Below are 23250 nucleotides of genomic sequence, written 5' to 3' on the forward strand. Positions count from 1 at the left end.
CTCACGACGACCTGGCCTGGTACCAGGCTATCGCTATTATTATCCCCGCGCCGATTACCACTCCGATGACCAACCAGATTAGCTTCGTCTTGAGCGGGGTGTAGGGGACGCTTGAGGTGGTCGTTGAGGTTACCGTCTTCGTTTTTATCTCCGTCTGGGTCTTGGTAACCGTTATCGTGACGGTGGAGTTTATCCTCTCCGTAATCGTCTTCGTGGTCGTGAACGTCGTCGGCGCCGTTTGGTTCTCCTTCTCAGTCCCGGCACTGAGGACGGTTATCGAGAGGCCGGTCTCGTTGACGACCCCTGGAACCGAAACCACCGCTATCTTGAAGGATTTCTCTCCGGGGGTGTAGGGAATCAGGACGAAGCTAACGACGCTCTCGTTGCCAGGAGGTAGGTAGAGGGGAAGGACTATCCTGCTTCCGCTGGCGAAAACGTTACCAGATGACGCCATCGCAACACCGGGCGGAACGGTTAGGGTCAGGTTCGCGGGAAGCGTCTCGTCCCCGGTGTTCCTGACAACGACAGTCAGGTTAACGGGCCGGTAGAGGGAGGCGTTGGCCGGGGCCGAAACCCTAAGGGAGTACTCGACCCTGGTCGGCTTAACGTTCAGGGTAAGTTCGTTGGAGGAGAACTTAAGGAGGGTGTATCCCCCGCAGGCGAGCTCGTACGGGGCCATGGCAGTGACGGTGACCCTTCCGGCGGAGACGTTGCCCGACTTCATCGGTAGAACCGCGAGCTTAAACTCCTTCTTTTCTCCCGGCGCCAGGGACTTCAGGAAGAACTCCGTTTCGGAGAGCACCTTGACGTCGCCCGGAACGAACTTGACGGTGAGGTTGGAGAGGGCAACGTTGCCCGTGTTTTCAACTTCAACTGTTAGGGTCGTTGGAAGGTACTGCCTGGCGTTTCCGTCCCGAAGGGAAACGAGAACGTTGGCAACCTTGTCAGGGGAGGGGAGCTCGTTGGGGTTTATGAAGCTCGCGAACTGGGCAGTTCCGTTGGCGTCAATGGAGAGGGGAATAACGGTGAGACCCTTGTGGTAAAGGAGCGTCGAGACGTTGGAAACTATGAGGGAAGTCGAGGCGAGAACGACCTGACATGGGTTGAGGAGGGAAACCTTGAGCTTGTTGCCGAGGTGGTAGTCGTAGCGGAACACGTAGGGACCGAGGGTCTTGGTCTGGCCCGGAGCGAGGGAGAAGACCTCGTTTGGAACGATTGTGAGGTTCATCGAAACGCCGAGGAAGTGAACGTCAACCTTGGTGTAGTTGAGCCCTATGAGGTCGTCCACCTTGACCAAGAACGGGCCGATGACGCTCTCGTTGCCAACGGGCAGGGCGTATGTCGTGTTGTCGTAGGAGAAGAACACCGTCTCGATGAACCCGCTCGTTGCGTTCTCAACCTTTGCCCCGGTGAAGGTTACGGTTTCACCTGCAAAGGAGAAGCTCTCGTTGAGCTTCAAATAGCCAGAGTAAACGGGAAGGAAGCCGGAAACGTTGGCGACGAGATTCTCGAACTTGAAGGAGGACTTAAAGGTCTTGCTCTCGTTTCCATAGGTGACCTTCAGCTCAACCCCGTCCTTGCCAACGGAGAGCACCTCTATCGTGTAGGGCCCGAGGGTGACGTTCTGGCCGGGCAGGACGTAGGGGAACTGGGCAGAGAGAAAAACGAGCGACCTGGAGCCAAGGAATACCTTTTCGAACGTCAGGTTCAGTTCACCAAGGGAAAGCACGCTGCCGAGAGGAAGCTTTTTCATCCCGCTCCAGTTGGGGGTGGAAACGTCGAGGAGGAGCGAGCCGTCGTCCAGCGAGACGTCCTTAACCGTCACCGTGTAGTTGCCCACCCCGACGGTCGAGGACACCCCTATGTAACCGGTGAACGTTGATGCCCCAACGAGCGGAAGGAGCAGGATAAACAGGAGAGCGACCAGCCTCTTCATGGAATCACCCCCAGGAGATAGGCCACAATCTCGGCGTTTCCGGCACCCATGCTCATCATCTTCGCCATGAGGCTCTGGCCGAGGTACATTCCAACCGCGAATATCCAGGCGAGTATGACGAAGTACCTCGCGGAGCCGAGGATGTGTCCGCCGTCGGCGAGCTTGATGACCATTGCCGCGAGGAGGGAGTGGAGAACCATCAGGGCGAGCATGATGTAGGTCAGGAACGCCATTCCGGAGGGCGGGATTATGTGGATGAGGTCTCCGATGTAGTTGTTGGCGAGGTTGAGGTTCATCTGGGAGAACATCTGGCTTATCGAGACGGCAACCTGGAACGACGCCGCGAGGGAGAACGCAAAGGCGCCGGTCAGACCGTAGATGATGCCTATGAAGCTCGCTATGCTCTGCTGTCTCTTCCTCCTGAGGCGGACGAGCCTCTCAAAGTTCCTGCTGATGATGAGACCGACGTAATCGGGCTCGGCACCCATCCTGAGGCTCTCGCGGAATATCTCCGAGAATATACCGATTAACCAGCTCCCGGTTCCGGCGATGAAGAAGTCCCAGGCCCTGTCCCTGTCAACGCGGATGGCGAGCCTTCTGTACAGTGCCTTGATGTCGTCGGTGAGCGAACCGAAGTCGTGGGCGCTGAGGTACTTAAGGACGAGCACGAGTGAGGCACCGCTCGCGGCAAGGGACGAGCTCAGACTCCTGATGAAGGCCGGAAAGTTCTCGTCCTTCCTGAATATGGATTTCTCCTCCTTGTCCACGACGCGCCCGAGGTAGTAGAACGGGGTCAGGATTAGCGCGAGAGCGAAGGGCGTTGGAATTGCGAAGCGGGGCCTTATAATCAGCATGTAGACCAGCGCGGTTATAATCATGCCCATGACTGAGTAAATCGCGGCGCGCTTTATACGCTCCCTGCGCGGGTCCCGTATTCCCCTGCTGTCCGCCCATATTGGGTCCTCGGGCATTCTGAACTTGACGACGAGCAGGATTCCCAGCTCGGCCGCGAGGGTCATGGCAACGGCGTAGAGGCCCATCCTGCCGATGTCCATACCGGTGATTATCGGACCGATGATGACGAACGAGGCTATGAAGACGACCGAGATGATGATTGACTCGTAAATCTCCTTGAAGATGTCGAGGTCGTAGAGGGCGCCCTCGTAGAAGGTCTGATAGTCATCCATAACGGTCTGCTGCTCCTGGAAGAGGTACTCCTTCAGGTCAACACCGCTGTCGAGGGAATACGCGAGCCTGTCAAGGAAGTCGGCGAACATCTGGCTCGGAGTTCTCCTAGCGAGGAAGCGGAAGGCCTCCGGCATCGAAAGGTGGAGCCTGTTGACTATGGTGTGAACCTTCTTGAGCTCGCTCGCTATTGCACCGAGTTTAGGGTCCTGGGCGAGGATTTTGATGAGGTCGGAACGGCCCATCTCGCTCGTTGAGAGCACGGCGAAGTAGGTTATGAAGTAGGGCATCTTCGAGTTGATTGATATCTTCTTCGAGTCCGCCACGATGTAGGGGTAAACGGCCGCGTAGATGAGGAGGATAATCGGAATTAGGAACATCAGCACCCTTAGGCCGGCGGGGATTGGAAAAAGCCTCGCCATCAGGCCGACGACTATGAAGAGAACCGCTGAGATTCCCATGTAGGGCAGCAGGACTTTCTTGAGGTAGGTTTCCATGTTTAGGTCGGCCTTGGTGAAGATGCTGATTTTCTCGTCGGCCATTGGCATCACCTCAGACCCTGAAGCTCAAGCCTTCGAGACCCCTGAGGTAGAAGGCCTTGATTTCCTTGTAGACGTCCCAGTAGTTGGTTATGCCGAGCTCGACCATCCTCTGGAGGATTCTCGCGCGCAGGAAGAGCTCATTGTAGATGTCCTTGGGGTCTTCGTAGCCGGCAATCTCGGCTATCTTCCTCTCAAGGATGTAGGAGTTGTTGAAACCCCTGAAGATGTGCTTGTCCGCAACGGGGTCCCACTCGAAGACGTTCCTCGTCGCAACTCCTCCGAGCTCCTCGTAGTAGCCCTCAATCTCGACGACGCTCACCGTTCTCCTCAGGAACTTACCCCTGACGTAGACCGCCTGCTGGAAGACCGCTATGTTAAGGTTGTCAATGAAGGTTATCGGGACGTTTATCGGATGGCCGGTGAAACGCTGTATCATCTTCTTGATGTCACCCGCGTGGAAGGTGCTCATGACCGGGTGACCGGTCTGCATTGCCTGGAACGCTATAGCTCCTTCGGCACCACGAATCTCACCGACGATGATGTAGTTCGGCCTCGAACGCAGGGCCGCCTTGAGGAGGTCGAACAGGGTAACACGGCTCTCCTCGGGACCGCGCTCACGCGTGATGAGCCTCTGCCAGACGGGGTGGGGAACCTGAACCTCCGGCGTATCCTCGGCGGTGAATATCTTTGAACCGGGCTTGATGAAGGGGATAATGGAGTTCAGCAGGGTGGTCTTACCGGAAGCCGTCTCACCACATACGAAGACGCTCATACCGTACTCGAGGGCTATCCAGAGGTAGGCGGCGACCTCTGCGCTGAGCGTTCCCCACGCTATCAGCTGGGTGATGCTTATCGGCGTCGCCGAGAACTTACGGATTGTCGCGCTCGGACCCTTGATGGAGATGTCCGGCGAGTAGATGATGTTTATACGGGAGCCGTCTGGTAGAGCACCGTCAACTATCGGGTTCCTGTCGCTGACGGGCCTTCCAATGCGCTCCGATATGTTCTTGAAGTAGTCAGCGAGCTTGACGTCATCGCCGAAGGTTATGTTGGTCTGCATCATCTCGAATATCTTGTGGACGAGGGAGACGTTGTTGGCACCGATGATGTGGATATCCTCAATGTACGGGTCCCTCGCGAGGGGCTCGAGGGGTCCGATACCTATGATGTCCCTCTTGATGAGGTAGCGGAACTTCTCCATCTCATCCTTGGTTATAACGAAGCGCTGGCCCTTGCCGAAGGGGCTTCCCTTACCGGACTTGACGAGGCTCAAGACGGCCTCATCGAAGAGGGCATCGAGGAACCTCTCAAACTCCTCCTGCTCCTCCGGAATGTCCCTGGTCGGGGCTATCTCAAGGATTTTGTCACGGATTTTGTTGTACTTCTCCTCCTCTTCCCTGCTCTCTATCCTTGGCTCGATGACGATGTAGCGCTTTTCGGCGGTGGCGGGGTCGGCGTAGATGTGGATGAATATCGGGTCTCCCACTGGGTAGATGATGTTGGGGTACATTATCTCCTTCATGTCCCTGCTGAGCTGGGCGTGGAACTCCGGCATCTTGCCGTACTTCTTCCTAAACTGGTCAACGTACTTGCGAAGGTGGGGGTTCCTCGCCATTGCCTCCTCAAGGGTGTCACTGACCACCTGCGCCATATCACACCACCGCCGCTATCTCTACTATCAGCCCCACCTTCGGCTCAACGCGGAAGGGTATAATCTTCTGGAAGACGCCCTTGGCGTTGTTGTACTTGACTATGGTTGCGGAGTTCTTCAGGTCACCACCGAAGACCTTCACGCTCAGCCTTATGAGCATCGTCGAGGCCTCTTCAAGGACGAAGAGCGAGTCGCGGTCAATTTCCTCGGTGTTCGCGGTGAGTATAATCACCTTGTCAAGTGAGGCCATCTTCTTCACGTAGAGGAGGAAGTCCCTAACGGCAGACGGGTCCTGCTCGCGCGAGAGGAGGGATGAGAATGAATCGATTATCATGACGTCGGGCTCCCAGAGGCGGGGCTCACCAAAAAGCCTGCTCAGGAACTTTCTCTTCTCGCTCACACCGCTCAGGAGGGGATAGAGGGAGACGAATATGAGCTTCTTTCTGATTAGAAAAGGGATTATCCCATAGCCCAGGGACTCCATCTGCTTTATGTACTCAACGGTGGTGTACTGGCTTGAGATGTAGCTCGCGGTGTAGCCGTTCATGAGGAACCCGTAGAGGAGCCTCTGGACGAAGATGGACTTACCGCTACCCCTGTCACCCTCGACGAGCATAATCGTCCCGGCAGGGATTCCACCGCCGAGACGCCTGTGAAGCTCGTCGCCCTTGAGCTCTATCTTGAGCAGTTCCTCGACCAATGTGACCACCACCGTCTCGCTTTATTTTAGCCGGTCAGTGGCTCACGGAGCCGTGAATACAAGGCTCCTCTTGACCCCGTTCTCAAGGACAACAGTTATCGTGTAGGTCTGACCTGAAGTCAGAGCCGTATCCAGGGTTACCTTAATCACGCCAACCTGGTATGGCTGAAGGGAGGTTATGGTGTTCCCGCTGGTGTCCTCAAAGGAGAGCTGGCTCGCTGGAACGAGGTTCCCGTCTATGAACACCTGAACGGCATCGCTCGTGAAGGGGATTATCTCCTTGCCCACGTTCTTGATGTAAAACGTGTAGGTGTAGGGACCGGTTCCGCTTACGGGAATGTGGTTCGGGTCGTTTATTATCGCGAAGTCCGTCCTCAGCCGGTCGGCCAGCATCGCGCCCCTGTCGTTGATTCCGTGGGCTATGTCGTTGGTGACGTAGGCCAGAGCGCCGGCAACGCTTCCGGCGACGAGTATTGCCACGATGAACATGATGAGCTCACTCGCTGGCCCTCCTGCCGCCATTAGCTCACCTCCGTTGGGCATTGAATATAGTACGGGCCAACCTTATACGTGGACGTACCGGTGTCGTAATAGTACTCAATCAGCAACGTACATCCGTTGTCAAAGCCCAGCAGGACGTAGTTGGTATTGCCGCTGGTATCGGCGCCGTTGGTGACGGTTACCGTGTAAGACTTACCGGGAATCAGATACCCGAGGTCAACAGACGACACGTAATCACCGTTGTGGAGGATTGCAATCCCGCCGGTTAGGGTCTGACCGCGATACTTAAAGGTGACATCAATGTCAGAGGCGCCCGAAGCGGTGACGCTAATATCACTAACATCAAAGTGAAGCCTCGAAAGCCTCATCTCATACCAATACTCCTGGGCGGCCTGAACGTTGGTGTAGGTGTTGTCCCAGGCTGTGTAGAGCGTCCCAGCCACCATTAAAAATGAAATGAAGATTATCGCTGCACTCGCTGAGACGCTGAATCCCATAGGCCGCCCCCCGGATTGCTCCTTTAGATGCCGTAGAACTCATCGAGCGTCTTCTCGAGCATCTTGATTTCCCTTTCCAGCTTGTCAAGGACGTTCCTGTTAATCCTGAGTCCCCTAAGGCGCTCGATGAAGAGCAGGCTTATGAGGTGGTCCTGAACGGTGAGCTTCTCGGCCGGCTTCCACTCGGGGTCCCTGTGGTGCGGTCTGGTGCCCTTGGCGTAGCGGAGCAGCTGGTTGAGCACCTCCTCGCTTATCCAGCCGATTTCGTAGTAGAACTCAAGCACCCTTTCAAGGTTCTGTATGCCGACCCTGTCTATGAGGAACCCGAGCCACTTGAGCGCTATCATGGTGGAAACGATGTCCTCGGGTAGCTTCTCAAGCCTGGCCTTCCTTGGCTCCTCCTCGAAGAGAAGGCTCGCGATGTCCTCGGGAATCTGGAGCTTTTCAGCCATGCCAACACCACCTTCCTCCTTCTTTTCTTCAACAACTTCATGAGCGGGAACCTCTTCAATCGAAACTTCACCAACTTCCTCGGGAAGGGCTTCCGCGACTTCCTCAGCCCCCTCCTCAGGGGCCTCAACTACCTCCACTTCCTCCGGGGCCTCGACCTCAATCTCCTCAACTTCTTCAGCCTCGGGAGCTTCTGGAGCCTCTTCAACGACTTCAAGCTCTTCGCTCGGCGCCTCGACTTCCTCGATGGCCTCTGGAACCTCCTCAACCTTGAGCTCCTCAACTTCCTCGACCTCGGGGACTTCGGTTACCTCCTCAACCTCGGGAACTTCCTCGATTTCCGTGACTTCCTCGGCCTCTTCGGCCTTCTCCTCGGCCTGGGCGAGCTCGGCCTGGGCCTCGGCGACAGCCTGCTCCGCCGCGGCAAGCTCCTCTTCGCTGACCTCTTCGCCGGCCTCAATCTTGGCCTGGAGCTCTTCAAGCCTCTCCTGCGCCTCCTCAAGCTTCTCGGCGGCGGTCTTCTCCTCAACCTTCTCCGCGAGCTCCTCAACCTTCTTGTGGAGCTCCTCAAGCTTCTCAACGAGCTCGGATGGGGCCTCCTCTTTCTCCTCCTCTTCAAGGAGCTCCTCAAGCTTGCCAATCTTCTCGTGGACTTCCTCAACCTTCTTCGAGACGGTTTCGGCCTTCTTCTCGTGGACGTCGAACTTGGCCGTTTCAAGGGTCTCAACGAGCCTGCTCAGCTGCATGCTGAGGTCGGTTAGCCTCTTGCCGAGCTCGTCAACGCGCTTGCTGAGCTGTTCGTACTTGGTAACCTGGTTGCCGTAGGTTTCGAGGACCTTCTGGATTATCTTCTCGAGCTGTTCGTAGGTAAGGTTCTCCTTTCTCGCTATCAGCTTCTCCCTGAGGTCGTTGATGATGACGCTGGGAACCTTGCCCTTGAGCTCCGCGAGCTTTGCGTTGATGTCTGCCTCAGTGACGAGCCTTGCCATCTCCATGCGTCACACCTCCGCGAGCACCTCATAGATTATCGAATCGAGGTCAACGCCGTAGCCGGCGAGCACCTTTATGTCATTCTTTATCTGGGCAATTTCAAGCTTTAAGTCTTCCAGTTCCTTCCTGAGCTCCTGTATCTCACTGGTGAGCGGGTTCTCCTGTCCCATCTGCTCCTTGAAGGGGTTTATCTCCTGGCTGATGACCTCGTAGAGCATCATGACGTCCTTGATGGTCTTGTCGAGCCTGTCTATGTCGTCGCGGAGCTCCTGTATCTGCTTCTTGAGGGTGTCAATGCTTATCTTTATCCTCGGGATGTCGTTCTCAATCTCGTTTATCCTCTCGAGTATCTGCGTAATCTGCTCGTTCTCCTGCCTGCTCTCAACTTCCTCTTCGAGCTCCTCAACTTCCATCGGCTCGGGGGTGGTGGGGGTGGGTTCCTCCTTGGGCTTCTTCTTGAATAAAGATGAAAGGAAGTCAAGGGCCATTTTCCCACCCCCTCACTGGAGCTCCATCAGGTTGTCTGTGTAGGTGCTCGGGGTGGTGAAGTCTATGACGCCACCCGCTCCCGTCTCGGGTATGACCTTACCGGTAACCTTGGTTCCGGGGCCGATACCGTAGCCGTCAGTGTAATCGTTGTTGTCGTCAAAGGGTATAGTCCAGAGGGCTATTCCCGCGATGTCGCCCCAGCTCAGGGTCGGGTGCTGCCAGCTTCCGCTGAGGCTCTCGTCGTTGTCCGAGACGACTACAATTCCGAAGAGCATCTTCTTATCGTTGGTCATGGCGTAGTAGAGGTTCTTCCAGAGGTTCTCGACGGTGTTGTCCGTGCCGGTAAGCGCTGTGTACGCAGTAGGAGCAGCGGCAAGGACGCCATTGCTGTTCTCTCCAACGTCAGGGAACACGTTGCTGACGTCTCCGCTGTAGAGGAAGTAGTTTTCAGTAACCCCATCCTCCTGGGGGTCAACGTACCTGTAAACCGCCATCACCTTGCCGTCGCTGAGGACGACCTTGACGTGGGCGAGGTCAATTCCACCGCTTCCCGCGTTGGGGCTGACGTAGATGACCATCCTGGTTATCTTACCGCTCCCGGGCGGGTCGGCGGGGGTGTAGCCGTAGATGTTGAGCACCTTTATACCGCTCGCCACCTCCTGGGTGGTCTCCCTGCCGGTGGCCATAGCTTTCTGCTGGAGGTAGCCGCTGGTGCTTATGAGCACTCCAGCGGCAACTGCCGCCACTAGTACCATCGCGATGAAGACGATGAGCGTGCCGATACCTATCGCACCTCTCCTCATGGTCACCACCTCACTGCAGCACCATCACGTTGTAGTTGAACGTCGCCGGGGTGGTGAAGTCTATAACACCGGCCGCCCCGACCTCGGGAATGACCTTACCGACTATCTTGGTCGCTGGACCAATGCCCTCCTTGCCGTCCTCGGTCTTGAAGACGACCGTCTTTATGAGCAGAGCAACCATGTCGCCCCACTCAAGGTTCGGGTGCCTCGTGTCCATCTCGCTCCCGCCGTCGTGGATTACAGCGATGGCGAAGTTCGTGTCGGTGAGGCTGGTGTTCTTCCATATCTTGGTCGTTATCTCGGTGCTGTTGAAGAGGTCGTCTATGACGCCCCTGTAGAGGATTCCGCTGTAGTTGTAGACGACGAGCTTGAGGCCGTCGCTGAGGACAATCTTAACGTTGCTCAGGTCAATGCCCTCGCTGCCCGAGTTGGGGGCTATGAAGATGGCCATCTTGGTTATGGTTCCCTTGCTCGGAGGGGTCGTGTTGACGTAGCCGTAGATGTTGATTACCTTGAGACCGCTCGCGACCTCCTGGGTGGTCTGCCTTCCAGCCGCTTGAGCCTTCTGCTCAAGGTAGCCCGCTGTACCGATGATGACACCCGCTGCCACCGCTGCCACGAGGACCATTGCGATGAAGACTATCAGCGTGCCGATGCCTATTGCTCCCCTACGCATAGCATCACCTCCGAAAAATCTTCAAAGAACGAAAGGGAAAGGGGGCAGAATCACTGGAGCTCCATGACGCTCTGGGTGTAGGTGCTGGGGGTGGTGAACTCGATGACTCCTGGGGCACCGAACTCGGGGACGACCTCACCGGTTATCTTGGTGTTGGGGGCAATTCCGTTGCCAAAGACGCCCGGGTCAGTGTAAGTGTTAGTACCATCGTTCTTGTATATTCCAACCCTAACGGCAATTATGGCAAGGTCGCCCTTGGTGAGGGTCGGGGTGGCCTCCTTGAGTGAGCCGTCGCTGTCCTGGACGACGATTATTCCGAAGGTCTTGGCGTCAAGCTGTCCCCAGTTTATGTACTGGTCTCCATCGTAGGCGGTTGCATCATCATCGGTAAAGACGTCGTCAGGCATTCCAACGGCGAAGATGTCTTTGTCATTGGTCTCTCCAATAATACCATCACCATCACTGTCAGGGTTGTACCTGAGCACAGTCTCAATGTTTCCATCGCTGAGGACGACACGGACCTTCTTCATGTCAATGCCGGCCGAACCGGCGTTTGGACTGACGTAGATGGCGAGCTTGCTGATTGGCTTATAAGTAGTGCCGTCATACGGAGCATAGCCGATGACACTATCAACCTGTATGCCGCTGGCGACCTCATTGGTGGTCTGCCTGCCCGTGCTGGAAGCCTTCTGCTGGAGGAATCCACTGGTGTTGATGAGCACCGCGGCGGCAACTGCGGCGACGAGCACCATAGCGATGAACACTATCAGGGTGCCAATACCAACGGCACCTTTCCTCTTCCTACCGAACATCTCACCTCACCTCCATAAAATTTGGAAAGGAAATCACTGCAGGGTGATAACGTTGGTGTTGAAGCTGGTCGGGGTGGTGAACTCGATGACGCCCGGAGCACCGAACTCTGGGATGACCTTACCGGTCACCTTCTGCCTCGGCTGGAAGCCGCCGAAGACGTTGCCAACGTCAATGGTTATGATGGCGATGTCGCCGTTGTTGAGGGTCGGAGTGGTGTCCTTGAGGCTGTTGTCGTTGTCCTGGACGACCATGATACCGAAGTTGGTGATGGCCCTTATGCCGGCCCAGGCATCGTTGGTCTCACCGAAGATTCCTCCGCTGATGCTGTCGAAGCCAGTGAAGGCGGCGCCGACGAGCTTGGGAGTGCTATCTGTGACGGTGAGGCTGATAGACAGTGAGGTAACCTGGTTGGCAGTATCTGTCTTCTCGTCCACGAGGGTGTCGTCAATGTAGAACGCCATGTAGTCTGGGCTGTCCTCTCCGGTACCATCGCTGGCAAGGTCCGCGGCAACTATCTTTATGGTGTGGATTCCTGGCCCAACGGCAACGCCGTTTATGGTGGCGTTTTCGGCGATGTAAACAGTCTTGGTAGCAGTAGCTACGGTATCAGCGTTTCCGTCACCATCAATATCTACGGTGGACTGAGTAAAGTCTGCATCCGCAAAGGTCCAAGTGGTGGTGCCGACAGTTACTGTGATTGAATCGTCAGTACCACCACCTATGAGGCCATCTCCAGTAGTAGTGCCCTCAGAGTACGCGATAGTAATGGTTCCACCGTTGGTAAGTGCAAGGGGTGCGTTGTTAGTCTCAGTGGTCTCAAAGAGGTTCGCGTCATCGTCAACACTCACGCTGTTAGCAGTTGTGACGTCGAGGACTGTGACCGTTGAACCATCGGCGGGAGCGGAGGTTCCCTGGTCACTCTGCTTACCCCACGCAATGTAGTGAGTCGGATACTTCTCGTTGTAGACCTTGATGTAATCTATGTTGGCAAAGGTCGTAGCACCATAGTCGCGGGCCTCAACGACGATGGTGTTAGCGCCCTTGTCTAGGACAAGGCTACCGACGACCTTGTTGTTGTAGGTTATAGCGATGACGGCATCCTTGTCGGAGTAAACTGTGACAGTGAACTTCTTACCCACATAGACACCAGTTTCGGAGATATCAGTTGCGGTAGTCGTTGTGAATGATATAGTGTTGGTACCATCGGTGAACGAGATTTCGTAGGAGGGTGTTGCTGTATCAACCTTCACATTTATACCCAAGGCACTAGCAATTGTTAGCGGGTTCTGACCCGTTTCGGTGGTCTCATCAAAGTTTTCATCGTCATCAATCTGGAAGCTTCCGCTTGGGAAGTCCCCGACGAAGTAGTTGAATATCGCCTGCTTGTCGCCGTCGCTGAGGACGACGCGGACCTTCTTCATGTCAATGCCGGCCGAACCGGCGTTCGGGCTGACATAAACGGCCAGTCTCTCAATCTTACCACTAGCCGGCGGGGTGGCCGGGTCGTAGCCGACGACCTTGACGACCTTGATTCCGCTCGCAACGTCCTGGGTGGTCTCTCTACCTGTGCTGGAAGCCTTCTGCTGGAGGTAACCGCTCGTGTTGATGAGCACGGCCGCCGCTACGGCCGCGACGAGCACCATGGCTATGAACACAATCAGGGTACCGATACCGACGGCACCCCTCCTTCCCTTCCTCATTCTCTCACCTCCCTCCTAAAATTTGGAAAGGAAACGAAATCACTGGAGCTCCATAACGGCCTCGGTGTAGGTGCTCGGGGTAGTGAACTCGATGACGCCCGGAGCGCCGAACTCCGGAACGACCTCACCGGTAATCTTGGTGCCCGGAGCGATTCCATAGACGTTGTTGGCAAGGTCGGCGAAGACACCAACAGCATCAGTTCCAGTTCCATATCCATCGTTACCAAGGTCCAGGGCACCAACGAGCACGGTGAGAACGACGAGGTCGCCCTGGTTGAGAGTCGGGTAGTCAGCGCTAAGGCTCTGGTCAGCGTCTTGGAGAACTATGATACCAAAGTTCTTAGCCGGGTCGTGCCCAGTAGCCCAAAGGTTGCTCCACGCAGCAAGGGTAGTGCCAAAGATATCATCAGTCACGCCGTTATAGAAGGCATCGTTTGCATCGTCTGGACCACCGGCGTACTGGAGAACGGCCTCCTTGGTTCCGTCGCTCAGGATGACCTTGGTGTTACTGAGGTCAATGCCAGCGCTACCAGCGTTCGGAGAAACGTATATCGCGAGCTGCCTGATGTAGTCGAGCTCAGTGGTACCCGTAGTATATGGGTCGTCGGTCTTACCAACAACCCTCTCAACCTGCAAGCCACTGGCAACCTCCTGGGTGGTCTCCCTGCCGGTGCTGGAAGCCTTCTGCTGGAGGTAACCGCTCGTGTTAATCAGCACTGCCGCGGCAACTGCCGCCACTAAAACCATGGCTATGAACACAATCAGGGTACCGATACCGACGGCACCTCTTCTGGTCCTGGCCTTCATTCACCACGCACCCCCGTAGGGTTTTCTGCGTTAGGGGTTACGCCCGGAAAATATAAAGCCCTTTTTTGTTCTTAGTAGTGTAGGTGGTTATGTAGGTGCATATGTAGGTACTAACTACGATGGCCTCGGCGAAACTACCGCTAAGGTATATAAAGGGGACAAGAGCATAAGGTTACGGTGATTCCCATGGTAAGAAGGCAGGGAGCAATAGTGGTGGCATTAATACTGTTGCTCCTCGGCAGTGGTGTGCCCGCTGTCATGGGAGTGAGTTACGCCTACAGCAGAACTGAGAACGTCCAGCTCTTCATCTGGCCGTCGAGCAGGCTCGTTGAGCCGAACCAGACCGTGACGATTGCGGTCGTGCTCTGGAAGCCCGGCGAGGGCGGAATAGCGAACGCGACGGTAACCATCGAAACCGAGGACGGGCTCTACAACGTCACCACCAACGAGGACGGCTTTGCGAGCCTGAACCTGACCTTCGCGGAGGAAGGCGGCTACTGGGTAAGGGCCGCGTACGGAAACCTCTCAACGGGCACCTGGATTGACGTCGAGAAAGTTCCGCCGTACCTCTTCATCGAGAAAGACCTGGAGCTCCAGGTCAACAGAAGCTACAGCATCGAGTGGACGCTCGTCACGCCCTACGTCCTCACGCCCTACAGCGGAGCCGTCAACGTGACGGTGTTCTTCAACGGGAGGGAAGTCAGGAGCGAAGTCGTGAACGTCACCGACGGAAAGCTGAAGCTCACCCTCAGGTTCAACGAGACCGGAGCCGGTGAGGTTCTCTTCGACGGCAGAACGGCGTCCCACTTCGAGGTTCGTGAGAAAATAATCCTCGCCAAGCTCATAGGCCCGGATAAAGCATACGTCGGCCAGAACGTGACAGTTCACCTTCTCGTCTGGGACGCCGGGGCAAACGCGCCCTACAGCGGAAACCTCACCGTTGAGCTGAAGAGGTGGTACTACAGCAACTGGACAACCATCACGGACAACATAACGGTTGGCGTGAGGGACGGCTACGCCAACTTCACCCTGACCGTTCCGGACTGCGACAGGATTGAAATCCTCGCGGGGGTCGGCTCCCACGACATAAGAATTGAAAAGTCCGCCCCAGCTCCCCAGCCGCCAACCAACGAGACCTCAAACGAGACGCCGCTAATCTTCACGATAACGCCCGACAGGGTTCTGGCGGAGCCGGGCCAGAGCATTTCCCTCGTCGTCAACACTACCAGGGAAGGCACCTACAACATGACCATCACGTGGTACCCCTGGGAGTTCCGCTCCTGGGTGTGGGACTGGAGAGGAGAAACCAACACCACCCTCGTGACCTTCAACGGCACCAAGAGCGTCATCAAGAGGATAACCGTTCCGGAGTGGGCATACTACGGCGAGGTCAGGATTGGGGATGCAATGGCAAGGATTTACACCCTGAGGCCGAACCTATGGGGCAGCGCCTGGGTCAACCTGACGTACAGCCCCGAGACGGGACTTAAGACCGGAGACACCCTCATGATTAGCGGTGGCCTCGAGAACAGAACCAAGGACTGGTTCTACGACTGGGAGAAGTTCTACAGGGGACTCGCCAACGAGACCGTGTACATCTTCACCCCCTGGGGCGTTAAAACTGTGAAGACAGACGAAGACGGCAGGTTCAGCGCCAACGTTTCGGTTCCTTCGGAGAGACTGCCGAACACGGTCTGGGACAGGAAGCCCGAGGTTCTCTTCATCCACAGGTCGGGAGCGTACGAGGACACGACCGTTGACACGCCGAGGGCGAGGGTCTTCGTTAACATGACCTCCGACGGAGTCAGGATAAACATCGAGCCGGCGGACGACAGGGGAATTGACTGGGGCCTCAAGACCCCGACCGTTGTTGAGTTCGGCCAGTACTTTGACTGGAAATACATCGGAAACGTGACTTCCCTGTACGTCACCTCGAACGCGACCGTTCCCGGCAACGTAAGCCCAGGGGTTTACCTGTTCAAGATTCTCCCCAACAACTGGCTCTGCTACAGGGACCCGGAGGGCGGCGTTGGTTGCAGTGCAGGAAGTCACACCACCGAGAGGATTTACTACGTAACCAGCGGGCTTGAGCTTCCCAGGGACGTCGAATACACCGGCGGTGAGCTGGAGGTTCCAATTAAGCTCCCGGGAAAGGGCGTCTTCTACTACTCCTACGAAATGAACGGGCAGAGATACTACGGAATAGGCTTCACCGACGAGAACGGAAATGGAATTGCCAGGATAAAGGTAGAAGACCTTCCGCTGGGTGTATGGAGATGGCTTATCATCAAATTTGGATTTGTCAGCGATAAAGGGGCGCTCTTTGACATAGACTGGGACCTGTGGGTGCACAGCACCGTTGACACCCTCCCGCCGGCAGTAACCGCAACGGTGACGCCCCAGGTTCAGGAGGTCGGAAAGAACGTAACGATTAACATAAGCGTCTGGGACAACGGAGGGATTAAGCAGGTGAACTATACAATCACGAACGTAACGGACGTCATAGAGCGGAACAGCCTGAATTTCACCTATGCAATAAACGGCTATTCGGTCATGTTCAACTTCACCATCAGGGGCCTCGAAGACTACATCCTGAACGTCACCGCGGTGGATGAAGCCGGCCACGTCACAACTAAGCTCGTCAACTTCTTCGGAAAGGCCGTCGAGACGAGGGAGCTCAACCTCACAGCCAACGAGACCCACGAGGTCAACGTCGAGAACCAGACCCAGATAGTCGTCGCCCCGGCCCAGAACGAGAGCGTCACCATGAACGTCACCGTCGCCTCAGGAGTTGAAAACGAAGACGCGAGGGTGAAGATGACTGCCAAGGGCTACGAAGACCTCAAGTACGTCAAGGTCGAGACCAACGAGACGGTAAAGTACTCGTGGGTAATCCTCAACCTGACCTACAGCGACGAGATGCTCAAGAGGCTCGGCATAAGCGAGAACGCCGTGACGCTCCTCTACTGGAACGGAACCGAGTGGATTGACCTCAGCAAGCACGTCGGAGAGACCATCCCGGACAACTCGCCGTACGGCAACATAACCGTCTTCGGCTTCGGAAGGGACCCGGTGCACAACTACGTTTGGGCCAACGTCAGCCACCTGAGCGAGTACGCCCTCGGCGTGAAGTTACCCGACCTCAAGGTCGAGGCCATCGGCCCGACTAAGTTCTACGTCGGCGTCCCACAGACGATAAACGTCACGATAAAGAACCTCGGCGGACCTGTTGACAGGCCCTTCGACGTCGTTCTCTACGTCAACGGAACCGAAGTCGGAAGGGTGACCGTCAGCGAGGTTTCGGAGGGAGCGGAGTTCTCACTGCCCTTCAAGTGGACGCCCGAGAAGGAGGGCAACTACACCATAAAGGCCGTCGTTGACCCCGACAACAGGATTCAGGAGAGCAACGAGAGCAACAACGAGCTCATCGTCCTGGCGGAGGCAACCAGGGGAGCGTCACTCAGCGCTAGCGGGCTCGTTCTGACGCTGATGAGGGTCAACTACCTCTACTACCTCTACTACACCAGAAACATCGAAACCTTCGAAAAGCTCTACCAGGAGGCTGTAAAGGCCAACGTCTCAAACGCAACGCTCCAGGAGGCCCTCAAGCACAAGGAGCTGGCCGAGGGCTACTACAAGGAAGCCGCCAAGTACGGCCCGGTTCTCAGCAACATCGGCAACATAAGGCTCTTCCCGTACCTGCGCAAGGCCTACGTCGAGCTCAAGAAGGCAATAGAAATCCTGGAAAAGGCCCTCAAGGCCTGAACTTTCCCTTCTTTAAACTTTTTCCACGACGAGAATGCTTCTTCCAGGGCGCTCGGTTTTGAAGTCGAAGCCCATCTTTTCCAGGGCCCTCGTCACTTCCCTCACCGTCGGGAAGCCCGTGAAGTCCCTGTTGAGGGCCTCGAAGAACTCAAGGGCCGAGACGTTCTCAAAGGCGTCCCTGAAGGGCTCGACTATCACCAGCTTGCCCCCGCTCTTCAGCGTCTCGAAGGCGTTCTTGAGAACCTTCGCCCTGTCCGGAATGTACTCAAGGACGAAGCTCATCAGAACGGCATCGTACTCGTTGACGGGCCGTATGAGCCTGGCGTCGAGCTCTTTAAGGGAAACGGGGAGGTTCTTTTCCTCGGCCCTGGAGCGGGCTATCTCAAGGAGCGCCGGCGAGTAGTCGAGGCCGAGGTAGAGGCCATCGTAGCCCACAATCCTGCCAAAGAACTCCGGCGAGACGGAACCGCAGCCTATGTCGAGAACCGCCGAACCCGGCCCCAGGTCGGCGACGTCGGCCATAACCTCACGGTAGGCCCTCGCAAAGGAGGTGCTCATCCTCATGTCCCAGAAGTCGGCGTCCTTGTCGAAGTCCATGAGAATGTGCGGATGAGTGGGCGTTATGAAGGCGTAGTCCACCATTCGATAAATCTCCTCGTGGATTGACACCCAGTCCGGGAGAAGGAGGTCGTACTTGTCGGGCGGAATCTCAAGGGTATATGAAAAACCGTTGAGGTGGAGCCTCCCGGCGCGAACCTCGACGATTCGGAGGTCCTGCAGGGTTGAGACGAACTTAACTAGGAGAGCCCTGTTTGGGAGGCCAACCCTGTCAAGGAGCTCCTGAAGGGTGGGTTCCTTCGCGAGGAGGGAAAATATACCGTGCTTCGTGCCGAGGGAAACAATCTGGAGTATGGCAATCCTAACCATGTGGTCAATGTTGGTGTCCACGACCCTCGGGGAGGACATCTCCCCACCTCACAGGAACCGCCTGTAGTAGCGGTAGTATTCCTTCAGGTAATCCACGACCTTCTTGCCGTATTCCGTGAGGCGATAGTACTTGAAGCCGTTGCTTGCTATCTCCTCAACGAGGCCGAGATAGACAAGGGAGCTCTCACCGTTGTAGCGGTTACCAAGACCAACGAGAGCGCCCCTAACGTTGGAGGGGTCAGAACCGACGACCCTCGCAATCTCGGACAGGTACGTCGCGGACGGGTATATCTCGTTCAGGTACATCAGTATCTTCTTCCTGAGCTCACTGCGGTGCAATGACCTGAGCACCTGCGGGTCTATCACCACCGAGTTCATCCTTCCACCACCCCGGGCTTTTTCTGAGCTGATTGTACCCCTCTGAACTTTATGTAGCTGGCCATGCAGGTGCATCGTGTTAGTACTAACGATTGGAAGATATATAACGTTTTCGCATGGATAATGTCCCTGATACAACGAAAATCTCATCGAATTGGGGAATCATCACAACATTTCGATACTCGTGGAAGGTTGGTACATCCCTCTATGATTTTGGATAAAATCCAAGGCAGTTTCACAAAACATTTAAAGCATTGGTGCGCATATTAGTTCCACGGGCTCCGGGTGGTAATCATGTGGGAAGCGATTGCAGTAACGGCAGCGGTCGCAGTGGCGCTCGTTCTCTACGTTAGGGACGTCACGAACAAGGTTCTCGCGAGGTACTTCGAACTCAAGGACGACCTCATGGAGCTCGAAGAGAACTTCACCGGCTTCCGTTCTGCCATTGAAAAGAGGATTTCAGAACTGAGAAGCTCCGAGAGAAGTCCCACCCAAATCCCGGAGCTGAAGGAGATAAGGGAGAAGCTGGCTTCACTTGAAAAGTCCCTGAAGGAGTTCAAGAAGTTCGAGACGAAGTTTGACTTCGAGATTGGGAGCGTTAAGAACGGCCTTGAGAGGCTTGAAGGCAGGGTCGAAAAGCTGGAAAGGGAAGTCGAGGAGAGCAGGGAGCTTATAAAGGAGGAGCTGAAAGAGGAAATCATCAGGGAGCTTGAGGAGGAGATAGAGCACCTCGAAGAGGTCATCGAGAGGAGGAAGAACGAGGAAGTGGAGGAGTTCCTTGAAGTCATCAAGGCCGCCATAACCCTCCAACCAGAGAAGCTCCGCGAGGGCCTTCTCGAAGCCAAGCGCGCGCTCCTCTCGCTCAGGGACATAGCGAAGGTGTACGTCCTGACCGGAAAGGGGCAGAAGGAGTTCCAGGAGCTCAAAGAGAACCTCGTCGAACTCCTCAAGAACCTGAGGAAGCTGGCCATCGTTTCCGTCCCGGACGAGAACGTTTACTCCAAGTTCAACGAGGTCATAGTCAAGACCAAGAGGCTCGAACTCCCGATGAAGCGCGGGGACAAAGAACTCTCGCCCGAGAAGAGCTTCATCGAGATACACAGGATAACCTACGAGCTGGCCGGTGAGATTGACAGGATTGCCGAGATGCTCGGAGAGCCCGTCCCCGTGACGCCGGTAGAGAAGGAGTTCTACGAGAAGCTGCGCTACCAGTTCGAGGAGCTGAGAAGGCTGGAGGAGCAGGTGCAGAAGTTAATGCTCAAGCTCGGAGCCGTTGAGAAGGAGCCCGAAGAGAAGAAAGACGACATAGAGGAAATTCTAAAGGACCTCAACCTCCTCTAAAACTCGTCGCCGAGGAGCTTGTCGAGGTCAATCATTATGAGAAGCCTCTCGCCGTCGTTTATCTTGGCGATGCCCTTTATGTAGCGTATGTCCACCCTGCTGGCAAGGGTCTTCGGAGGCTGTTCTATCTGCTCGTCGGTGAGGGTTATGACGTCCGAGACGGCGTCAACGATTATGCCGACAACCTCGTCCTTGACCTCGGCGATGATAATCTTCTTCTTGGAGAGGTCCTCGTCCGGGTCGTAGTAGCCGAGGAGCTTTTTGAGGTTGACGACGGTGGTAATCTGACCGCGCAGGTTTATGACGCCCTCAACGAAGTCCGGCGCGTTGGGAACGCGGGTTATGGGCATCATCTCCTTGATTTCCCTGACCTTGGAGATGTCAAGGCAGAACTCTTCGTTGCCGACCATGAAAGCCACAACCTGAATCTCCCCCAAGGTATCACCCCCCAACCCTTTCAAGGAGTTCACGTGAACGCGAAACCGATTCGGCAAGCTCCTTAAGACCCTTTCTAATCTCCTCCAGCCTCGTCTGGACGTCCGCGACGAAGGTGGTGAAGCCGTCAATCTCAGTCGAGAGGTCTTCCTGAACCTTGTAAACGCTGTCCAGGGTGTCCATCAGCATCTGAACCGACTGGGCCTGGCCCTCGATGCTGTCGGAGAGCTCCTTTATCATGTTGGCCGTCTCGTTGGCGCGTCTCGCTATATCGTCGAAGGCCGCGATGAGCTCTTGAACGGCGTCCTTTATCTCCTCTGTGACCGTGAACTCCTTCTTTATTGAGCCGACGACCTTGTCAATGCTCTCCTGCATGTTCCTAATCAGCTCTGCAATCTGGTCGGTTGACTTCTTGGACTGGTCTGCCAGCTCGCGGATGTTTTCAGCGACCACAGCGAAGCCCCTTCCGTGCTCTCCGCTCCTCGCGGCCTCTATTGCGGCGTTGAGGGCCAAAAGGTTCGTCTGCTCCGCGATGTTGCCGATGACCTCGACGATTTCGCCGACCCTCTTGGAGTGCTCGACGAGGAGCGAAAGGGCCTTCTCCATGTCCTGGTTGACCTCGTTGATGCTCGCGACGTTCAAAGCCACGTTGTCGGAAATCTGCTTGCCCTTCTCGGCCATGTTAGCCGTTTCGAGGGCGTAATCGGTCAGCGCCTGAGCCTGGGTGTTCATCTCTTCAATGCCTGCGGTGAGGGTCTGGATGTAGTCTCCGAGCTCCGCCACGCGGGAGCGCTCGTCCTGAATGAGGGTGAGCAGTCCATTGGAGTCGAGGGAAACCTCAAAGTCGGTGCTCTCAAGAAGCGATGTTGCCTTCTCGTCGGCGTTCCTGAGCTCCTCAAGGGCCTCGCGAACCTCCTCCGGAACGCCGACCCTTTCAATCCTGACCTCCCTCTTTGATTTTGCCTTTTCGGCTATGCGGAGAAGACGGGAGGCCGTCTCCTGGTCAAAGCCCTCAAGGGGAACGTGCTCCCCCTCGATTAGCTTCTCAAGAACGTCGAGGAGGTCTTCCCTTCGGGAGCCGGAGGAGAGGTAGAGTCCAACGACCAGAGCAGTGCCGATGCCCGCTATTGCACCCACCGCTAGAGAAACCGCAGAACCCGCGAGCGTGACCACTGGAACCGATAGCACCGAGGCGAGAGTTACTGACCTGCCCATGGGCGCACCCCCTGACTGGTACTTATTGTCACTTCGGGGATAAAAGACTTTCGTATGTATGTAATAACCAGTGCTACGAGTCACTATAATAACCCTTCGATTCGTAACGACCTGCGTATGCACCTACACAACCATCTACACTAAAGGCTTTTTATGAGAAAAGGCCCATAAACTTGTAGGGAATTTCGTTGAGCCCCCAACGGGCTCGCCTTCATCCCGGACATTCACCAAGGTGAGTGGGCCGTATGATGGACTACAGGGACCCCGGCTATCTGAAGATTAAGGAGGAGCTCTTTCGGCACCTCAAGGTTAGCAGTGACGCCTACAAGGATTCCTACCTTATGAGGAGAATCCGCGCGAGGATGAGAAAGCTGGGGATTACGAACTTCATGGAGTATTACCGCCTGATAAAGACGAACAAGAAGGAGCTTGACGAACTGCTCTTAACGGTCGCTATAAACGTCACCGAGTTTTTCCGCGACCCAATCGTCTGGAAGACCTTCGAGAAGAAAGTCATCCCCGAGCTCGTGAAGATAAAGAAGGAACAGCACAGCTCCTCGCTCAAGATATGGAGCGCGGCCTGCTCCACGGGACAGGAGCCCTACTCAATAGCGATGACCCTCTATGAGGCCCTTGGAGAGAACCTCGGCGGTTTCAGGGTTCAGATACTCGCGACCGATATAGACAGAGAAGCCCTCGCGGTCGCGATGCGCGGCGAATACCCGGTTGACGTCGTTGAGAAGCAGGTTCCGAGGCACATGATACCTAAGTACTTCACGAGGGTCAGCGACGAGCGCTACCGCGTCTCACCGAAGGTGAAGAGGCTCGTTAAGTTCCAGCAGTTCAACCTCTTCAGCCCGAGGTATCCAACGGGTTTCGACGTCATATTCATCCGCAACGTGCTGATTTACATCAAGAGGGAGGCGCAGGAGGAGATATTTGCCAAGCTGTACGACTCCCTCGAAGACCACGGTTTCCTTATTCTGGGTAAAACTGAGACGATACTCGGAAACGCGGCAAAGCTGTTCAAATTGTACGACCTCGTCGCGAGGATTTATCGCAAGAACCTGGAGGTGAAGAAGCATGGCTCGGGTTTTGGTCGTAGATGACGCCGCCTTTATGCGCATGCTCCTGAAGAAGATACTGACCCAGGGCGGCCACCAGGTGGTTGGCGAAGCCAGCAACGGAAAGGAGGCCGTTCAGAAATACCAGGAGCTCAAGCCCGACGTGGTAACGATGGACATAGTCATGCCGGAGATGGACGGAATAACGGCCGTCCGCGAGATAAAGAAAATCGACCCCAACGCCAAGATAATCATGATTACCGCCGTCGGGCAGGAGAGCAAGGTCATGGAAGCCCTCAAGGCCGGCGCCTCTGGATACATCGTCAAGCCCTTCCAGGCCCCGAAGGTGCTTGAGGAAATCAACCGCGTACTGTCGAGTTAGGGT

The 23250-nt window shown here is 55.8% G+C and carries 20 protein-coding genes and 1 pseudogene; 4 read left to right on the plus strand and 17 right to left on the minus strand.

Features of this window, described 5'->3' with window-relative positions; all coding sequences use genetic code 11:
- Position 1 precedes the first annotated feature (1 nt).
- The 13 genes and pseudogenes from BD01_RS05455 to BD01_RS05515 all read right to left on the minus strand — a co-directional run bounded on the left by BD01_RS05455 (position 2) and on the right by BD01_RS05515 (position 13740).
- Complete coding sequence (locus BD01_RS05455; protein ID WP_042690844.1) at positions 2 to 1936, minus strand: CARDB domain-containing protein; 1935 nt, start codon at positions 1934 to 1936, stop codon at positions 2 to 4.
- Positions 1933 to 3663: an archaellar assembly protein FlaJ gene (gene flaJ / locus BD01_RS05460; protein ID WP_042690847.1), complete on the minus strand. Its 1731-nt coding sequence runs from the start codon at positions 3661 to 3663 to the stop codon at positions 1933 to 1935. The genes BD01_RS05455 and flaJ overlap by 4 nt, the downstream gene beginning before the upstream one ends.
- A 10-nt stretch (positions 3664 to 3673) precedes the next feature.
- Positions 3674 to 5314, minus strand: coding sequence for a type II/IV secretion system ATPase subunit (locus BD01_RS05465; protein WP_042690848.1), 1641 nt, complete (start codon positions 5312 to 5314; stop codon positions 3674 to 3676).
- A 1-nt stretch (position 5315) separates the two neighbouring features.
- Complete coding sequence (locus tag BD01_RS05470) at positions 5316 to 6014, minus strand: ATPase domain-containing protein (protein WP_042690850.1); 699 nt, start codon at positions 6012 to 6014, stop codon at positions 5316 to 5318.
- A 42-nt stretch (positions 6015 to 6056) separates the two neighbouring features.
- Entirely contained in the window at positions 6057 to 6536 is a 480-nt protein-coding gene (locus BD01_RS05475) for a flagellar protein G (protein WP_042690851.1), read from the minus strand.
- A complete protein-coding gene (locus tag BD01_RS05480) occupies positions 6536 to 7012 on the minus strand; it encodes a flagellar protein (protein WP_042690853.1) in 477 nt (158 codons plus the stop codon). Before BD01_RS05480 ends, BD01_RS05475 begins: the two co-directional genes overlap by 1 nt.
- A gap of 23 nt (positions 7013 to 7035) precedes the next feature.
- Entirely contained in the window at positions 7036 to 8457 is a 1422-nt protein-coding gene (locus BD01_RS05485; protein WP_042690854.1) for a FlaD/FlaE family flagellar protein, read from the minus strand.
- A 3-nt stretch (positions 8458 to 8460) separates the two neighbouring features.
- On the minus strand, positions 8461 to 8940 hold the full coding sequence (locus BD01_RS05490) for a flagella accessory protein C (RefSeq protein ID WP_042690856.1): 480 nt from the start codon (positions 8938 to 8940) through the stop codon (positions 8461 to 8463).
- A 12-nt stretch (positions 8941 to 8952) separates the two neighbouring features.
- Positions 8953 to 9744 carry a flagellin gene (locus BD01_RS05495; RefSeq protein WP_042690857.1) on the minus strand — a complete coding sequence of 264 codons (792 nt, stop codon included), beginning with the start codon at positions 9742 to 9744 and terminating at the stop codon, positions 8953 to 8955.
- 10 nt (positions 9745 to 9754) lie between these two features.
- Entirely contained in the window at positions 9755 to 10420 is a 666-nt protein-coding gene (locus BD01_RS05500; protein WP_042690859.1) for a flagellin, read from the minus strand.
- A 50-nt stretch (positions 10421 to 10470) separates the two neighbouring features.
- Positions 10471 to 11232: a flagellin gene (locus BD01_RS05505; RefSeq protein WP_042690860.1), complete on the minus strand. Its 762-nt coding sequence runs from the start codon at positions 11230 to 11232 to the stop codon at positions 10471 to 10473.
- A gap of 1239 nt (positions 11233 to 12471) precedes the next feature.
- A pseudogene (locus BD01_RS11470) lies at positions 12472 to 12933 on the minus strand (archaellin/type IV pilin N-terminal domain-containing protein); the annotation flags it as partial.
- A 39-nt stretch (positions 12934 to 12972) separates the two neighbouring features.
- Positions 12973 to 13740: a flagellin gene (locus BD01_RS05515; protein WP_042690864.1), complete on the minus strand. Its 768-nt coding sequence runs from the start codon at positions 13738 to 13740 to the stop codon at positions 12973 to 12975.
- A 186-nt stretch (positions 13741 to 13926) separates the two neighbouring features.
- On the opposite strand from BD01_RS05515, the gene BD01_RS05520 reads away from it, so the two are divergent.
- Positions 13927 to 17505 carry a CARDB domain-containing protein gene (locus BD01_RS05520; RefSeq protein ID WP_042690865.1) on the plus strand — a complete coding sequence of 1193 codons (3579 nt, stop codon included), beginning with the start codon at positions 13927 to 13929 and terminating at the stop codon, positions 17503 to 17505.
- 12 nt (positions 17506 to 17517) lie between these two features.
- Here the strand turns inward: BD01_RS05520 and BD01_RS05525 are convergent, their stop codons facing one another.
- Together BD01_RS05525 and BD01_RS05530 are read right to left on the minus strand one after the other, a co-directional pair.
- Complete coding sequence (locus BD01_RS05525; RefSeq protein ID WP_042690867.1) at positions 17518 to 18471, minus strand: class I SAM-dependent methyltransferase; 954 nt, start codon at positions 18469 to 18471, stop codon at positions 17518 to 17520.
- 9 nt (positions 18472 to 18480) lie between these two features.
- Positions 18481 to 18810 (minus strand): helix-turn-helix domain-containing protein, encoded by a 330-nt coding sequence (locus tag BD01_RS05530; protein WP_042690868.1) that lies wholly within the window; start codon positions 18808 to 18810, stop codon positions 18481 to 18483.
- A 294-nt stretch (positions 18811 to 19104) separates the two neighbouring features.
- On the opposite strand from BD01_RS05530, the gene BD01_RS05535 reads away from it, so the two are divergent.
- The gene (locus BD01_RS05535) at positions 19105 to 20151 is read left to right on the plus strand and encodes a hypothetical protein (protein WP_042690869.1); all 1047 of its coding nucleotides are present in this window, start codon (positions 19105 to 19107) and stop codon (positions 20149 to 20151) included.
- Here BD01_RS05535 and BD01_RS05540 read toward each other — a convergent pair.
- Entirely contained in the window at positions 20148 to 20588 is a 441-nt protein-coding gene (locus BD01_RS05540) for a chemotaxis protein CheW (protein ID WP_042690870.1), read from the minus strand. The two genes, BD01_RS05535 and BD01_RS05540, sit on opposite strands and share 4 nt — an antisense overlap.
- A 4-nt stretch (positions 20589 to 20592) precedes the next feature.
- Positions 20593 to 21801, minus strand: a complete 1209-nt coding sequence (locus BD01_RS05545) for a methyl-accepting chemotaxis protein (RefSeq protein WP_042690872.1) — start codon at positions 21799 to 21801, stop codon at positions 20593 to 20595.
- A 245-nt stretch (positions 21802 to 22046) separates the two neighbouring features.
- On the opposite strand from BD01_RS05545, the gene BD01_RS05550 reads away from it, so the two are divergent.
- A complete protein-coding gene (locus tag BD01_RS05550) occupies positions 22047 to 22910 on the plus strand; it encodes a CheR family methyltransferase (protein ID WP_042690873.1) in 864 nt (287 codons plus the stop codon).
- The gene (locus BD01_RS05555) at positions 22885 to 23247 is read left to right on the plus strand and encodes a response regulator (RefSeq protein ID WP_042690875.1); all 363 of its coding nucleotides are present in this window, start codon (positions 22885 to 22887) and stop codon (positions 23245 to 23247) included. The genes BD01_RS05550 and BD01_RS05555 overlap by 26 nt, the downstream gene beginning before the upstream one ends.
- The last annotated feature ends 3 nt before the right edge of the window (positions 23248 to 23250 follow it).

Origin of the sequence: Thermococcus nautili, from assembly GCF_000585495.1 — an archaeon.
Classification (GTDB): domain Archaea; phylum Methanobacteriota_B; class Thermococci; order Thermococcales; family Thermococcaceae; genus Thermococcus; species Thermococcus nautili.